This window comes from Bacillus sp. 05T21 (genome assembly GCF_056396785.1).
Window position 1 is genome coordinate 247,666 of record NZ_JBFTMD010000005.1, and the last position, 15,730, is coordinate 263,395.

The window sequence follows — 15,730 nt, forward strand, 5'->3', positions numbered from 1 at the left end:
AAGCTGGAATAGCAAAATATAAAATAAAAGAAGCCGATGAATAAATCGGCTTTTTAACGATACATCGTCCACATTCCAATATCTTTAAACCCTAAACGTTTATAAATTCGTCCAGCAGCTGGATTGTTATAAAATAAGCAAAGCGTTCGGCCTTCTTTCGTAAAGTCTTGAATCATTTTTTGTAATATGAGTGAAGCATATCCATTTCCGCGGTAATTCGGGTGTGTACATACACCAACTACCATAGCGGATAATGAATTTTCAGCGGAAGTTGAGGAGGATGCGATGATTGCGACGTCTTTTTCAATATAATATGTACGTCCTGTATTTGTTTCGATAGCTTGCCTTAACATTTTTTCTGATTCATTAGCAGCCGGGAATTCAGCGATGTCACTTCGTAATTTCATAATTCGTTCTATATCATCGAGTGAGGCAAGTTTAATTGTTTCATGAATTGGTGTGCTAGGTAAGTTGCTGTCATTTAGACATTCGCAAAAATACATTTCATTTTTGGCGCCTAGTTGTACACTTGGAGCAGTTTCAAATCTTTCTACAATAGTTGACTTGCCAGAGAGTTTAAGCGGCTTATATGCGGAAAGAAGTGCCTCATAGTCAGTAACCACAAACTCTTCTTTACTATACGGTATAAATGTATCGTGAAAGCGAAGTAAAATGGATTTTAATGTTCCATTCTCTTTAAATACGCCCCATAATTCTTGAAAGTCTGTTTCATAACCGAAAGCTTCTAAATCCCCAATAATAAATAAGTTAAGGGCTGCTTCTTCTTTTAGAAAAGAAAATACTTGTTTATGATCTTTCTTTGTTAATTTTCTCATCATAACGAATCGACCTCTTTTTTATTTTTCTAAATATTACAACTTAAGTTTTTTGAAATCAATATAAAATTTTATGTTTAGTTCACCAACTTTCGGAAAAACTAGGAAAGATATGACAAAGGAGGTTATGAACGGTGGATCATCCAATTCAAGGATTAATGAGAGCAGCAATGGAAAATTTGAAGGAAATGGTCGATGTAAATACGATTGTTGGGGAGCCTGTTCAAACGGCTGACGGTGGTGTAGTGTTAACGGTTTCTAAAGTAGCGTTCGGTTTTGGAGCAGGAGGATCTGACTTCCAGACGAATGATGGACAAAGAGCGAACGGTAACCCTGCATTTGGTGGCGGTAGCGCGGGTGGTGTTTCTATTACACCAGTAGCATTTCTAGTCGTGAATAAAGACGGGATAAATATTCTTCATCTACAAAATGCGACACATTTAGCAGAAAAAATAATTGAATTAGCTCCGCAAACAATTGATAAAATTCAATCGATGTTCCAAAAAGAAGAAAAGAAAGAGGGAAATAATCACCCTCAAAACCCAGATGATATCCTTTAAAAACGCCTGCTCATAAGCAGGCGTTTTTTCTTGTAATCAGTATGTAATAAAACACATGAAATTGTAAATAGTTTTTGAAGTTTTTTCTATGTTTCTAAAATTTTTCATGTTAAAATATGCTATAGAATTGAAACATATAAAACGAAGGTGGCTAGGTGCTTTGTCTGGAGGATCTGACCAAGTAAACAATATGATATATATTAATGGTAATCGTCGGGGTCATTGTTTTATTACATCTGGAATTACGTTTAAAGAGTTTGCAAGTAACATCCCTTCACCGCTTCATCAAGTATTGCTTTTAAAGCATAATTTTGAGTGGACAGATTTTCATTATCATACTTTATTTGAATATGTTGAGGAAGAAAACATACATAAACTCATTCAAGCAGAGATTGATGAATTTGATGAATTTTGTTGGGTAGATTTCGATGATGCAAGCGATTTAGATGAGTTAGAGCCAAAAGAAATTGCAGAATTATTATATTTGGCTCACAAAAAAGAACCACTTGGAAGAACGTTCTTCCCATTGTTGAAGAATAGATTCGTTTATTTTTCACATGATGACGGTTGGTACAACAAAGTGTATTACCGTAGAATCGGTGATTTTGTAGGAATGCTGAGTAAAGTGATTCCATATAAACTCGGTTCGTTTGGAAAGAAACGTTTTACTTTCTTCCAAAAATCAAAAATTTTCCCAGCAATTTCAAAGGAAGTTATCCTTGGGCTTATGCCGTTAATGGAAGATGGTTTATACATTGATTTAGCGGGGAAAATTGAGTCGAGAAGAGGTCTTGAAATTCCGGTATATGTAGTAGGATCATTCGAAAGTACGGATGAGGTACTAGATAATATCGATGAATTGAAAGCGGAAGCAACAGAAACGGGTTGGCTCATTTTTGATAAGAAAGAACAAGAGTGGCAATGGGTTGTAGACTAAGAAAACTTGGCGCATGAAGTCAAGTTTTCTTGTCTTTTGAAAGGAGAACAAATGAAGAAATATTATACAATTGTGGGTATTGTAAGTATTATTCTCGTGGCAATATTACTTATAACTTGTCCGAAAGAATCAGATTTTAAATTGTATTTAGAGGATAAGTATGCATTAAAATGTGACGAGAGTAGCTTTGAATGCACGCAAAATGTAGATGAAAAAAAAGAGAAATTGCAGTTTGAAAGTATTGATGCACGAAATGGTGTTTTCTTTATGACTGTAAAGCAAACGTATAAAACAGAAGCTGGTGTTATGAAAGAATATAGCGGAGTAGGTATATTCGGTACATTTCTTTTTGTTTCAGAGAAGACTTTCTAGTAATAGAAGGTCTTTTTTTTATGCTTATGTTCATATAGATGAAGTAAGACAAGCATAGGAGGGGTATTGATGAAGAAGGGATGTATCGTTTGTGGTGGTGAGGAGTTTTTTTCTTCAACATTATATGCACGTACGAAACAAGATTGGGCATATGCGCCAAACATGTACCGATTTGAAAAGGTGTTTATTGAGCATAGAGATGAAGAAAATTATCCGGTTTTTCAGGAAATTACAGCGAAGCATTGCTGTGGATGCGGTCATATCATGTTGTATCATGAATGAACACACCAAGTATAACTTGGTGTGTTTTTTTTAAAACGCTGATAAAGCAAGCGGATATAGTAAAGTGAATAGAACAGAAAAACTTCCAAAACCAATTGCGGTATATCCAAGTGTTCTCGCTCCAAAATTGACAGCTAATAAGCCAACTAAAATAGCAAGGGAGCCGAGTGTAACAGGATAAAAAGCAATGGAGAATAACGAAAGAAATAATGCGACATAGCCTATCATTGCACCGGTGTTTGTACCTTCTATTTCATTTGCAATTTCTTTGCGCTCATGTCTAATCGGAATACCAGCTGGAGATATTTCAGCTGCATACTCTTCGTTTTTTTCACCACTTTTAAAATGATGATTTCTCTTTCTTCGCATGTACATCCCTCTCTTTCAATTGGGTGTATCTATAGTATCTTTCATAAGAAGCAGAACATGAGTATGAGTTAAACCCAAGTAAAGCAAAAATTGGAGAAAATAGATTCCGTTGTTATCCTGTTTATCCCGCTATTTGCCGTGCAGTAAGACCCCCACCTCAAAATTTGGCTGGAGCAAAGAAGTTAGATGGGAGTCGGGCTGCCCGTAAAAGCCCGATTGGTTCAAATAATAATCAGTGGCGGACGAACAAACACCCCCACTGATTAAAGTTTCACTTTATCTCCTTATGAAGATAAACAGGGATTTTGGAACATGATGTAGAATGAAATGAATGATAATACGTGAAGGTAGGGGAATGTATGGCGAAGTTTAATTGGCATGAATCGGCAGAGAAAAAATGGGATAACAATGCAGAGTTTTGGAATCAAAATAGTCAAGAAATGTGGGATAGCGGGAGCAGGAGTACAATCATTCCATTTTTTGAGCAGTACGTGGAAAAGGAAGTACAAGTGTTAGATGTTGGCTGTGGTGATGGGTATGGTACATATAAATTAAGTCTTACTGGGTACAAAGCGGTTGGGGTGGACTTATCGGAAGTTATGATTCAAAAGGGTAAGGAGCGCGGAGAAGGCCCAAACTTATCTTTTATAAAAGGTGATCTTTCTTCATTACCATTTGAAAATGAGAAATTTGAAGCAATTATGGCAATTAATTCTTTAGAATGGACCGAGGAGCCGTTGCGAGCATTAAATGAAATAAAGCGTGTTTTAAAGAAAGATGGATACGCATGTATTGCAATTTTAGGACCGACAGCAAAACCGAGAGAGAACAGTTATCCGCGCCTATATGGCAAAGACGTTGTTTGCAATACGATGATGCCTTGGGAATTTGAACAGTTAGCAAAAGAACAAGGATTTGAAGTTGTAGATGGTACCGGCGTATATAAGCGCGGAGTAAATGAGAAGATGTTAGGTCAGCTACCTACAGAGTTACAACAAGCGTTAACATTTTTATGGGTATTTATGTTAAAAAACGTATGACAAAATTGAAGGGTTTTAGGAGGTAAATAAGTGCAGAAAATACAAAAAACTGATACAATATCATCAGAATCAATTAAAGGGGGACTAGGGTACATGACAACTACTACAACAGTTAAATCTGATATTGAAATCGCACAAGAAGCAAGTATGAAGAAGATTCAAGAAATTGCAGCTGATTTAAATATTTTAGAAGAAGAACTAGAGCCATACGGACACTATAAAGGCAAGTTATCTCTTGATATTTTTAAGCGTTTACAAGATGAGAAAGACGGTAAAGTTGTTTTAGTAACAGCAATTAACCCAACTCCAGCAGGAGAAGGTAAATCAACAGTAACAGTTGGTTTAGGTCAAGCTTTTAATAAAATTGGTAAGAAAACAGTAATTGCACTTCGCGAACCATCTCTTGGACCAACAATGGGATTAAAAGGCGGAGCAGCAGGTGGCGGTTATTCTCAAGTAGTACCAATGGAAGATATTAACCTTCACTTTACTGGAGATATTCATGCGATTACAACTGCCAATAACGCATTAGCGGCGTTCATTGATAATCATATCCAACAAGGAAACACACTTGGAATTGATACGCGTAAAATCGTTTGGAAACGCTGTGTTGACTTAAATGATCGTGCCCTTCGTAATGTAGTAATTGGCCTTGGTGGACCGGTTCAAGGCGTACCGCGTGAAGACGGTTTTGATATTACAGTAGCATCTGAAATTATGGCCGTATTCTGCCTTGCAACAGATATTCAAGATTTAAAAGCTCGTCTATCTCGCATTGTTGTCGCTTATAATTTTTCAAATCAACCTGTAACAGTTAAAGATTTAGGAGTAGAAGGAGCGTTAACACTTCTATTAAAAGATGCATTAAAACCGAACTTAGTACAAACATTAGAAAATACACCAGCTATCATTCATGGCGGACCATTTGCGAATATCGCTCACGGTTGTAACAGTGTTATCGCTACGACAATGGCAGCAAAATTAGGTGATTATGTTATTACAGAAGCTGGATTCGGTGCAGATTTAGGTGCCGAGAAGTTTTTAGATATTAAAGCACGTGCAGCTGGTATTAAACCAGAAGCGGTAGTTATTGTTGCGACTATTCGTGCGCTTAAAATGCACGGTGGTGTGGCGAGAGATCAATTAAAAGAAGAAAATGTAGATGCGTTAGCAAAAGGTATGGAGAACTTACAAAAGCATGTTGAAACAATTCAAAGCTTCGGTGTTCCTTTCGTAATTGCCATTAACAAATTCATTACTGATACAGATGCAGAAGTTGCATACTTACAAGAATGGTGCAATGAGCGTGGCTATGCAGTATCCTTAACAGAAGTTTGGGAGAAAGGTGGCCAAGGCGGAGTTGACCTTGCTGAGAAAGTGTTAAAAGAAATTGAAAAAGGTGAAAACAACTACGCACCACTTTATGAATTAGAATTACCATTAGAAGAAAAAATTCGTACAATTGCTCAAAAAGTGTACGGCGCAAAAGATATTGAATTTGCTCCGAAAGCACGTAAGCAATTAGCTCAATATGAGGGAGAAGGTTGGAGTAACCTACCGATTTGTATGGCGAAAACACAATACTCTCTTTCAGATGATGCAACAAAATTAGGTCGCCCATCTGACTTTATCGTTACAATTCGTGAATTAAAACCATCTATCGGTGCAGGGTTTATCGTTGCGTTAACAGGAACAATGTTAACAATGCCAGGCCTTCCTAAACAACCAGCAGCACTACAAATGGATGTAAATGAAGATGGAAAAGCAGTAGGTTTATTCTAAAAGGTTGTAATTCATCTCGTTTATCTGTAAACTATATATACATCAAGTGGCGCCTTTCCATCGAAAGGCGCCTGTTTTTTGGAGGAAATTATGTTTGATCCAACTGCTTTTGAAAATTTAAAGGTAATTGTGGAAGGAGCTGTCTATGATTTCGATTTACACGGTGATATTCTCGTAACGGATCGAAAAGATGTGATGGACCTTGCTTCATTAAGTCGTATGTATAGTATTTCATTTCAACTAACAGAAACATTTAACACGATGGTAGAAGCGACATTTTCACTATCTGTTGATGCAAAGAATTTATCAGGTGAAATATTAGAAGTACCTCAGTTTATACCAGGTTGTGAAATGAAGCTGGAATTCTCGTTCGAAATGGAGCAACCAGAGATAGGATGCGAAGAAATTGAAACTTTATTGCATTCTATATGGGGAAAAGAGCGAATGATTACGCAAAAAATTTCATACGAATATAATAAGCGAGCGATTTCATATCATAATAAGGTAGAGGTTCTATTTCAAAAATCGATTACAGAAGACCATGTTGATGATTTAATAGCTGTTATTTCACACATGATAGAAACGGTGCGAACAATACAACATTTTCTTCAAAAATAGAGATAAAGGAGAAAAATAAATGATAAAAGATATGCAACCATTTTTACAACAAGCTTGGGAGAAGGCTGGTTTTAAAGAATTTACTGAAATTCAAAAACAAGCGATTCCAACTATTTTAGAAGGACAAGACGTTATTGCTGAATCTCCAACTGGAACAGGAAAAACATTAGCGTACTTATTACCACTTTTACATAAAATTAATCCTGAAGTTAAACAACCGCAAGTTGTAATTTTAGCGCCAACTCGTGAACTTGTTATGCAAATTCATGAAGAGGTTCAAAAGTTTACAGCGGGAACTGATATTTCAGGTGCGTCTTTAATTGGTGGTGCGGATATTAAGCGCCAAGTTGAAAAATTAAAGAAACATCCGAGAGTTATTGTCGGTTCACCAGGACGTATTTTAGAATTGATTCGTATGAAAAAATTAAAGATGCATGAAGTGAAAACGATTGTATTTGATGAGTTTGATCAAATTGTAAAACAAAAGATGATGGGTGCTGTACTTGATGTAATTAAATCAACGATGCGCGATCGTCAATTAGTATTCTGCTCGGCGACAATAACAAAAGCTGCAGAAGATGCGGCACGTGATTTGACAGTTGAACCACAATTAGTACGTGTAACACGTTCAGAGGCACAGAGCCTAGTTGAACATACGTATATCGTTTGTGAGCGTCGTGAAAAAAATGATTATATTAGAAGAGTTATGCATATGGGAAATGTAAAAGCAGTTGCCTTCTTAAATGATCCATTCCGTTTAGATGAAATTACTCAAAAACTGAAGTTCCGTAAAATGAAAGCAGCAGCACTTCATGCAGAGGCAAGCAAACAAGAGCGTGAAGTAACGATGCGCGCGTTCCGTAGCGGGAAATTAGAAATATTACTTGCTACTGATATTGCAGCACGTGGATTAGATATCGATGATTTAACACACGTAATCCACTTAGAGTTACCAGATACAGTAGACCAATATATTCACCGCTCAGGACGTACTGGACGTATGGGCAAAGAAGGAACAGTTGTTTCTCTTGTAACAGAACAAGAAGAGCGTAAATTACTTCAATTTGCGAAAAAATTAGGTATCGTGTTTACGAAACAAGAAATGTTCAAAGGAACATTTGTAGAATCGAAACCACCAGCACCAAAGAAAAAGAAACCAGCCTTTACTGGTAAGAAAAAGCCTAGATAAATAATGAGAAAGACGTAACTATTTGTAGTTACGTCTTTTTTGTTTGTAATTGAATAACAAAGGAAATTTAAATGTACCTATCTTATAAGAAATATCGATAAAGGTGAATCATTTCTCATTTAGTTTGTACAAGGAAGTAATGTAAAGAGAGTCGAATATTAAACTGATGCGAAATAATAAAAAGAAGGTACATATATGGATAGGAAATTAGGAATGTTTTTGAATACGAAACATATTGAAGTAAATGAAGGAATACAAAAAGCAAGGGAATGGGATTTAGAATATATTCAATTATATGCTATGAATAAGAACTTCAATTTAGCTAATATTTCAAAGGCAAAATGGACTACTTTAAAGAAAAGGTTATCTTTTAATGGAATAAAGGTTCCATCATTAGCAATTAACTTTGGAGAAAATGGAATTATAGGAACGGAAGTTGACAGTGCAATAGAGCAGTTTAAATACATTACTGACAGAGGTTTGGATCTGGGAGCAAAGATAATAACCGCTCATATCGGGAAAGTTCCAGATAATGAAAAAAGTGAGTCCTATGATAAAATGGAACGAGTTTGTTACGAGATAGGGGATTTAGCATTCAAATTTGGAGGAGTCTTCGCTATTGAGACGGGGTCTGAAAAAGCATTAGTGTTAAAACGATTTTTAGAAACTATAAACTCAAAAGGACTAGCTGTTAACTTTGACCCAGCAAATTTAATAAGTGATGCAAATGAAAATCCGGTAGAAGGTTTATTACTATTAAAAGATTATATAGTACAAACTCATATTAAAGATTGTAAAGGAGTGAAAAGTGATAGTTCAAGTAAGTATATAGAAGTAGCAGTAGGAAATGGTGAAGTAGATTTCGATATATTCTTCAAGGTATTAGATGAAATTGGATTCGACGGATATAACATGATTGAAAGAAATGATTATTTTGACGAACTGAATGGGATGAGTAGGTCGATAAATTTTGTGAAGAAGTACATATAAACTCAAAAGGAATAATAATAGCACCTGTAGAAACCTACATAGAATATAAAAACCATTAGGGGGAAAACAAATGATTCATAAAGTCGGACAAATTATGTTGTATGTAAATAATCAAGATGAGGCAGTAAATTTTTGGACGGAAAAGGTAGGGTTTCATGTAGTTGCAGAGGAAGATAACAAACAAGGAATGAAATGGATTGAAATCGCTCCGACTAAGGGTGCAGAAACGAGCATTATACTACATAATAAAGAAGTTATTTCGAAAATGAGCCCAGAATTGAATCTTGGTACACCATCTTTAATGTTCTTCTCAGAAAATCTTGACCAATTATATACAGATTTAACAAATAAAAATGTTACTGTTGGCGAAATGGTAACTATGCCTTCTGGTAAAGTGTTTAACTTTGCTGATAGTGAAGGTAATTATTTTGCGGTTATGGAAAAGAACAAATAATGATATTGCTATGTCAAAATCCCCCTCGTATAAAATGAGGGGGATTAAATATTTGAAATGGATTTTTCATTAGAGAGTTGTTTGATAAGAAATGTCCCTTTTTCAATAGCTGTCTCAATATAACCAACGATTTGATCAAACGTAAACACCTGTAAGTCTTCATGCAAATGGTGCTCAGGGTATAGCATATCTTCAAAGATATATTGCCGAAAAGCTAAAACATTCTCTCTAGAAACCTCCTCTATATTCACAATGTTAGCCTCTTGATTAAGTAGGGTGAAGAGCTGCTGTTCTTTATCGTAATGATGCAACAATTGTGCGTTCAATAATTTAAAATCGTTATAGTACATAGGTGCGATAGTTTCGTCGTTTTCTATTCTGTTTTTAAGCCAAGGTAGAAAAAAGCCGCTTAGCCAATTATCATCGGCAATGAGGTGGGTATAATAACCTAAAATATAAGGGGAATCTATATGATCTTCGTATTTATGAATAAATGAATCATAATCTATTCTTCTCGTATAGTTCTTCGTTGTACCAGCGTAAAAATGGGAAGCTCCTTTTTCTTCTTTTGAATGAACAGCATCAGGAGCTACACCACCAAGTAAGAAAGAAGTTTTATCTTGAATAGAAAGTTTCTCAGCAATACCGCTCGCGATAATGATATGCATAATTCGTGATCCCATGAATAACACCTCTATTTCATGTATTCATTTTAGGGAGCTGTCTGAACGTGTAGTATTACTTTCCCTATACTTTGTCTACTTTCGACCCATTCATGTGCTTTCCCTGCATCTTGAAGAGGAAAAGATTTCGTAGCTTTAATTTGTAAACTTCCATCGCGTAAATAATGGAAAACTTGATTCGCAGTTTCTTGAAGCAATTCAGGACGTTTTTTCCGTGTAGTGCCAAAGCTGAAACCGAGTATAGAACGGCAACTTGCGTGTAAATCTTTCGTTTGAAAAATACCAACTTCTCCGCTAGCATTGCCGAAATGGACGAGACGACCGTAATAAGCAAGGCATTCTAAACTTCTTTCGGACACAGTACCAGAAATAGAATCTAAAACAATATTAACGCCTTCTCCGTTTGTAAGCTGATTTACCCTCTCTACAAAATCTTCATTTTGATGACAAATAACATAATCAGCGCCAGCATCTAAAGCAATTTTTCTTTTCGCTTCACTTCCAACAGTACCGATAACTTTTTTAGCCCCTAATAGTTTTGCAAGTTGAATCGCTGTAGTACCAATTCCTCCAGCAGCTGCATGAATTAGAACAGATTCACCTTGTTGAAGTCTTGCAACATTTGCAAGTAAATTGTAGCTTGTAAAAGATACGATAGGGCAAGCGGCTGCAGTTTGGAAATCAACTTCATCAGGTAATACAAAAGTAAGATTTTCGTTCGCGACAACATATTCAGAGTATGAACCATTTTGAGGAAAAGCAATGACTCGTTGGCCAGGATAAATGTTTTTTACATGAGAACCTACGCGTTCTACAATACCAGCTGCATCTATCCCTGGGATAAAAGGTAAGGCTTTGTTTCCTTTTTTGCCATAACGTGATTTAATATCGGCAAAATTAACACTAGTAGCAACAACGCGTATTAAAACTTGATTGTCTGAAATAGCCGGCATCTCCACATCTGTATATTTCATCACTTCAGGACCACCGAACGAAGTTACAAAGATAGCTTTCATATACATCCTCCTAAATTTGAATATATATATTATTTTAAATCTTTATTAGAAATTGGAAAATTATATAATTGTTATGCAGGGTTATAAGTGAAGCTTATGAAGTCATTGCATTATTATATTAATTTATTTGAAAAAACTTTGAAAGAAATCGAACGAAATATCGTTTTCTTGCCAATATATATTGTAGGACAAAGGAGGGATGGTACATGAAGGGTGAAACAGTGTATTCAGATTTAATCCAATTAACTTTATCAGGTAATAAAGAAGCATATAGCGAATTGTATGATAAAACGATTCAAGAAATATATAAGACAGCACATTTTTTAATAGAAGATAAAACGGATGTAGATGATATCGTTCAGGAAATATACATACAGCTATATGAATCGCTTCGTAAATATGATAGCGAGAAGCCATTTAGACCTTGGCTAATTGGACTTGCGATTAAACAAATTCATTCTTATAGAAGAAAGAGGTGGATGCGACTGCGAATTGTAAAAAAAGCAGAAGAGCAAAGAAAACCAGTACAAATTGATTTTTCTAGCGATGTTGTAAGTAAAATATCAAATCAAAAATTAATAGAACTCATTCATAAGTTACCGTATAAATTGAAACAAGTTATTATCTTAAGATACTTACACGATTACTCTCAAGAAGAAGTAGCACAAATATTACATATTCCAATCGGTACAGTGAAGTCTAGAATTCATGCGGCATTAAAGAAACTACGCCAAAAAGAACAAGTAGAAGAAATCTTTTTAGGAGAGGTAGGGAATGTGAAATGAGCTTAGATTGTAAAGTTAGAGAATCTATACAAGAAGAAGCGAAGGGGATTGTTGCCCCGCCGGAGTTAAAAGAAAAAGTAATTGTTCAGATTAAAATGAAGCGAGGGGGGAACAAAAGGAAGAAGCGTCTTATTGCAGGAGTGCTTGCAGCCGTATTTTTAATCCCAACGACTGGTTTTGCTTACCAATCTATTATGGCGGATGGTATATACGGGTCGTTTGAGAACTTAAAAAAACATGCCGGAGCGATGACATTAGAAGCGTATATGCGTTTTAATGCAAAGTTATCAGAAGCGAAAGACGAAATGGGTGCGAAGGAATATGAAGAGTTTACAAAAGAACTAAAGAAATTAACAAATGCAAAGCTTGAGTACGGGGATTCGAATGGTAATATTGATTATGATCAATTATCACCAGCTAAAAAAGAGGAATTGAAAAAGGTAGAAATGGAGCTTCAGCCGTATTTTGATAAATTAAATGGCCATAAATCTAGTAAAGAAGTATTAACTTCAGAAGAGTATGAACAATATATGGAATCGTTAATGTCATATCAAACCGTATTAGTAAAAGCGAAATCGAGCGGTCGGATAACAGTAGAAGAAGTACCTGAAGCGTATAAAGAAAGATTTATTAAAGCAGAACAGTTTATGGAGTATGTAGATGGAAAGGTGAGATAAGTAAAAAAGCTCATAGCTTAAGCTGTGAGCCTTTCTTATTGAAACGTAAATATATTAACCACCTATTCCTTTTGCTAGCAATAAGAAATATGCAAATACGAGTATTACTCCATTTAATGCCGTACCAACTATTTTAAATAGCCAATCCTTTGATGCGATTGCAAAAATAATGCCGAGTAATGAAAGTATACTTAGAATCACAATAATTAACGTTAAATTCGCATTAGGGCCTCTTAAAACAAAGAAAGAACATATACTTGCGATAAACGTTAGAAACGAGAAAGTCCCTAATTTCATAATAAGTCTCCCTTGTTTGAAATGTATTTTGATTTAGTGCACGACTTTCTTTAGTTTAACATAAATTTCCTATTACCGATTAAATATATGAACAATAAAAAACGAGTATAAAATCTATGCGATTTCACACTCGTTTTGTTATTAATTAAATTTCCTTACCACATGTATAGCAACTCTTACAAGGAGTATTGCACTTATAAATAACCCACCATAACCAACGGCACTTAAAAATTGAACAGTAGGTTCTTTTGCACACAAGTCAGGGGCAGAATTACCTTGACTTGCTTAATAAAGTGAAAGTGAGAAATCACTTAGTTATATTCCTTACTATTCTCCTTGTCTTTTTGTATAAAACAATCTAAAAGCGAGTAACCAGCTATTAAACTAATAATGGTAACGAAAGTTGTATTCACAAGAATAATATTAGTTAAATAAGGTAGGTATTCACCAACTGGTGAAAAGAGTAGAGCTGGAGAAAAGGAAATGAATAGTGTTGGCAACGTAATAGCGATAAACTTATCCGGCTGAAAGTTCCAGTTTTGTTTACTCGTTTCGCGATTAATTGATTGTAGGAATCGTAATAAAATGCCGACCAAAAGAGGGAAGAGTGTAAAGTAGAATAATCTTGGATAGACGTTAAAGTTCACTTGCGCGTCTGTATCTAAATAAAATTGAATTTTAACACCTACAACTAATAATAAGATGATAAATAATGTAAAGCAGAGGTATAGTATCACTTTTTGCATTCCATTCCACCATCCTTTATTAAAAAATATATTCAAGGAGCGAAGATATATACGATAATGGCGTTGTATATATCTTCGTTTTCTATTAGTTAATTGTGGATTTTGTTTGCTTCGTTAAGTAATCAATAATTCCCATCGCGCTAATTTCTATATCTAGATGTAAAATGTTATATACGGAATGATCTGATGGGACATTTAATTTTGTAAGATGAGAAGTGATTTTATCCATTAATAAAGTTTTTAAAGCTTTAGTAGCCTCATCGAAATCAGTATGTTTTTGAAAAATTTCATTTCCAGTATTAACGAAAATAGGTAACCAATGTTCAAGTTGGTTATATGCTTCTGTTACATTAGCAGATGCGCCGTAATGACCGAAATAAATAGTATCTACATTCATACTTTGAATGTGATTTTTAGAGGCAGTCATCGCATCTGGCTGGAATTGTGAAGGGGATGTTGATGGTAAATATAGTTCAACACCAAGGTCTGCGAGTTCTCTATAATAAATGCCAATTGTATCGCCAGTAAAAATGCCGTTTGTTAATGAATCGTGAATGCTAATATGGTGCTTTGCATGTCCCGGTGTATCATAAAATGTAAGAATGCGGTCTTCTGAAATTTGTAATGTATCACCATTTTGTACAATATGAACACGTTCTTCTTCTATAGGTAAAATGGGATCAAACAGTTTATCAAAATCTTCTTTGTACACAGCTTTTGCACCTAAAATGAGTTTTGTTGGATCAATCATATGACGAGCACCGCGAGAATGCACATATAAAGTAGCATTTGGGCACTTTTCCATCATTAACCCTGCTGCGCCTGCGTGATCTAAATGAACATGTGTAACGATAATGTTTTTTACATCATTTAAATTAATATGTAATTGCTGTAAGCCGTCTAAAATATAGGGAAGAGAAGGGGCCGCACAAGTTTCAATTAAAGTAATATCGTCACCTAATAAAACGTATGTACCTGTGCGTTCATCATGTTGTAAGTCATAATCATCAATAAGATATAGATGAGAAGATAGTTGTTCTACTTTTTTCATACTTACCACTCCTTATATACGGTATGTATCTATTATACGCTAAAAATAGAAAAAGACAGAAAACGAAAGCTCGTCTTCTGCCCTTTTGTAATGTAGTTATTTCGTTTGTTCTTTATTGATAGACATAACGAACAGTCCAACAATGCCGCCAACGATCGGAAGCATAATTTCTCCTGCTAAATTAAAGTAGGAGCTTAAAAATAAACCATTTACATCGATTACCCAGCCAATAACATACAATAACATCATATATAGTACGAAATAAAACTCGCGATTTGAAATCGTTTCATGTTGTGCAGTTTTCATAATGAACACCATCCTTTTCTATTATAATGGAAATATAAACTGTCACATTTTGTTCACAAATTAATTGTAAAACTTTCCATCATAAAAGTCTAGTATATTGTGTCGAATTTTCGAACGAAAATAAAGCGCTATCATTCCGGTATGTGAGTACGTAATAAGAGCTGTATATTCACGAATGTAGTATAGTATAAACATAGAATGATAGTGAAGAGAGGGGTAGGAACAATGACAGTTTATGATTTTTCAGCTAAAACAATAACAGGAGAAGAAAAATCGTTAAAAGATTACGAAGGAAAAGCACTTCTTATTGTAAATGTAGCTAGTAAATGTGGATTTACACCACAATATAAAGGGTTACAGGAAGTATATGATAAATATAAAGACCAAGGATTAGAAATACTCGGTTTCCCTTGTAATCAATTTGGGGGACAAGAACCAGGCACAGAAGCTGATATTACTAGTTTTTGTGAATTGAACTACGGTGTGAACTTCCCAATGTTTGCAAAGATTGATGTAAAAGGTGACAAGGCTCATCCACTTTATACATACATGACAGAACAAGCACCAGGTTTACTCGGTATGAAAGCAGTGAAATGGAACTTTACTAAGTTTCTAATTGGAAAAGACGGGAAAATAGTAGGGCGTTTTGCGCCGCAGACGAAGCCGGTGGATTTAGAGGTTGAGATTGAGAAGGTGCTTGGGGAATAATTAGGAGTTAGCTATCTATTATGTTTACTAAA

The 15,730-nt window shown here is 35.2% G+C and carries 21 protein-coding genes; 13 read left to right on the forward strand and 8 right to left on the reverse strand.

Annotation, left to right across the window (positions count from 1 at the left end):
• Positions 1-53: 53 nt before the first annotated feature.
• Positions 54-839: a GNAT family N-acetyltransferase gene (locus AC1DKZ_RS13490; RefSeq protein WP_431182113.1), complete on the reverse strand. Its 786-nt coding sequence runs from the start codon at positions 837-839 to the stop codon at positions 54-56.
• A 131-nt stretch (positions 840-970) separates the two neighbouring features.
• Here AC1DKZ_RS13490 and ytfJ point away from each other — a divergent pair, with 131 nt between their 5' ends.
• The 4 genes from ytfJ (at position 971) to AC1DKZ_RS13510 (ending at position 2,987) form a co-directional block, all read left to right on the forward strand.
• Positions 971-1,396 carry a GerW family sporulation protein gene (ytfJ, locus tag AC1DKZ_RS13495; protein ID WP_113938551.1) on the forward strand — a complete coding sequence of 142 codons (426 nt, stop codon included), beginning with the start codon at positions 971-973 and terminating at the stop codon, positions 1,394-1,396.
• Positions 1,397-1,556: 160 nt separating this feature from the next.
• Positions 1,557-2,333 (forward strand): hypothetical protein, encoded by a 777-nt coding sequence (locus tag AC1DKZ_RS13500; protein ID WP_002085994.1) that lies wholly within the window; start codon positions 1,557-1,559, stop codon positions 2,331-2,333.
• A gap of 51 nt (positions 2,334-2,384) precedes the next feature.
• Entirely contained in the window at positions 2,385-2,705 is a 321-nt protein-coding gene (locus AC1DKZ_RS13505; RefSeq protein ID WP_002165916.1) for a hypothetical protein, read from the forward strand.
• Positions 2,706-2,774: 69 nt separating this feature from the next.
• Entirely contained in the window at positions 2,775-2,987 is a 213-nt protein-coding gene (locus tag AC1DKZ_RS13510; protein WP_002012518.1) for a hypothetical protein, read from the forward strand.
• Between the two features lie 30 nt (positions 2,988-3,017).
• Here the strand turns inward: AC1DKZ_RS13510 and AC1DKZ_RS13515 are convergent, their stop codons facing one another.
• Positions 3,018-3,356: a hypothetical protein gene (locus tag AC1DKZ_RS13515; protein ID WP_001253195.1), complete on the reverse strand. Its 339-nt coding sequence runs from the start codon at positions 3,354-3,356 to the stop codon at positions 3,018-3,020.
• A gap of 359 nt (positions 3,357-3,715) precedes the next feature.
• Between AC1DKZ_RS13515 and AC1DKZ_RS13520 the strand changes: the two genes are divergently transcribed.
• From AC1DKZ_RS13520 to AC1DKZ_RS13545, 6 genes are all read left to right on the forward strand, one after another.
• A complete protein-coding gene (locus AC1DKZ_RS13520; protein WP_201033057.1) occupies positions 3,716-4,396 on the forward strand; it encodes a class I SAM-dependent methyltransferase in 681 nt (226 codons plus the stop codon).
• Positions 4,397-4,489: 93 nt separating this feature from the next.
• Positions 4,490-6,178, forward strand: a complete 1,689-nt coding sequence (locus AC1DKZ_RS13525) for a formate--tetrahydrofolate ligase (RefSeq protein ID WP_277958626.1) — start codon at positions 4,490-4,492, stop codon at positions 6,176-6,178.
• Between the two features lie 90 nt (positions 6,179-6,268).
• On the forward strand, positions 6,269-6,796 hold the full coding sequence (locus AC1DKZ_RS13530) for a hypothetical protein (protein ID WP_476996426.1): 528 nt from the start codon (positions 6,269-6,271) through the stop codon (positions 6,794-6,796).
• 19 nt (positions 6,797-6,815) lie between these two features.
• Positions 6,816-7,985, forward strand: coding sequence for a DEAD/DEAH box helicase (locus AC1DKZ_RS13535; RefSeq protein ID WP_002012513.1), 1,170 nt, complete (start codon positions 6,816-6,818; stop codon positions 7,983-7,985).
• A gap of 195 nt (positions 7,986-8,180) precedes the next feature.
• The gene (locus AC1DKZ_RS13540; RefSeq protein ID WP_016092727.1) at positions 8,181-8,975 is read left to right on the forward strand and encodes a sugar phosphate isomerase/epimerase family protein; all 795 of its coding nucleotides are present in this window, start codon (positions 8,181-8,183) and stop codon (positions 8,973-8,975) included.
• Positions 8,976-9,045: 70 nt separating this feature from the next.
• A complete protein-coding gene (locus tag AC1DKZ_RS13545) occupies positions 9,046-9,429 on the forward strand; it encodes a VOC family protein (RefSeq protein WP_431182117.1) in 384 nt (127 codons plus the stop codon).
• Between the two features lie 44 nt (positions 9,430-9,473).
• Here the strand turns inward: AC1DKZ_RS13545 and AC1DKZ_RS13550 are convergent, their stop codons facing one another.
• Together AC1DKZ_RS13550 and AC1DKZ_RS13555 are read right to left on the reverse strand one after the other, a co-directional pair.
• Positions 9,474-10,112, reverse strand: a complete 639-nt coding sequence (locus AC1DKZ_RS13550; protein WP_431182118.1) for a zinc dependent phospholipase C family protein — start codon at positions 10,110-10,112, stop codon at positions 9,474-9,476.
• 29 nt (positions 10,113-10,141) lie between these two features.
• Positions 10,142-11,128 carry a quinone oxidoreductase family protein gene (locus AC1DKZ_RS13555; protein WP_476996427.1) on the reverse strand — a complete coding sequence of 329 codons (987 nt, stop codon included), beginning with the start codon at positions 11,126-11,128 and terminating at the stop codon, positions 10,142-10,144.
• 206 nt (positions 11,129-11,334) lie between these two features.
• On the opposite strand from AC1DKZ_RS13555, the gene AC1DKZ_RS13560 reads away from it, so the two are divergent.
• Positions 11,335-11,913, forward strand: coding sequence for a sigma-70 family RNA polymerase sigma factor (locus AC1DKZ_RS13560; protein WP_427285360.1), 579 nt, complete (start codon positions 11,335-11,337; stop codon positions 11,911-11,913).
• On the forward strand, positions 11,910-12,590 hold the full coding sequence (locus AC1DKZ_RS13565; protein ID WP_431182120.1) for a DUF3600 domain-containing protein: 681 nt from the start codon (positions 11,910-11,912) through the stop codon (positions 12,588-12,590). Before AC1DKZ_RS13560 ends, AC1DKZ_RS13565 begins: the two co-directional genes overlap by 4 nt.
• A 54-nt stretch (positions 12,591-12,644) precedes the next feature.
• Here AC1DKZ_RS13565 and AC1DKZ_RS13570 read toward each other — a convergent pair whose 3' ends face one another.
• The 4 genes from AC1DKZ_RS13570 to AC1DKZ_RS13585 all read right to left on the reverse strand — a co-directional run bounded on the left by AC1DKZ_RS13570 (position 12,645) and on the right by AC1DKZ_RS13585 (position 14,990).
• On the reverse strand, positions 12,645-12,887 hold the full coding sequence (locus AC1DKZ_RS13570; protein WP_431182121.1) for a hypothetical protein: 243 nt from the start codon (positions 12,885-12,887) through the stop codon (positions 12,645-12,647).
• Positions 12,888-13,198: 311 nt separating this feature from the next.
• Entirely contained in the window at positions 13,199-13,633 is a 435-nt protein-coding gene (locus AC1DKZ_RS13575) for a hypothetical protein (RefSeq protein WP_431182122.1), read from the reverse strand.
• An 85-nt stretch (positions 13,634-13,718) separates the two neighbouring features.
• Positions 13,719-14,684 (reverse strand): MBL fold metallo-hydrolase, encoded by a 966-nt coding sequence (locus AC1DKZ_RS13580; protein ID WP_431182123.1) that lies wholly within the window; start codon positions 14,682-14,684, stop codon positions 13,719-13,721.
• A 96-nt stretch (positions 14,685-14,780) separates the two neighbouring features.
• A complete protein-coding gene (locus AC1DKZ_RS13585) occupies positions 14,781-14,990 on the reverse strand; it encodes a DUF3925 family protein (RefSeq protein WP_002127081.1) in 210 nt (69 codons plus the stop codon).
• Between the two features lie 225 nt (positions 14,991-15,215).
• Here AC1DKZ_RS13585 and bsaA point away from each other — a divergent pair, with 225 nt between their 5' ends.
• Entirely contained in the window at positions 15,216-15,698 is a 483-nt protein-coding gene (gene bsaA, locus AC1DKZ_RS13590; protein WP_002065095.1) for a glutathione peroxidase, read from the forward strand.
• The last annotated feature ends 32 nt before the right edge of the window (positions 15,699-15,730 follow it).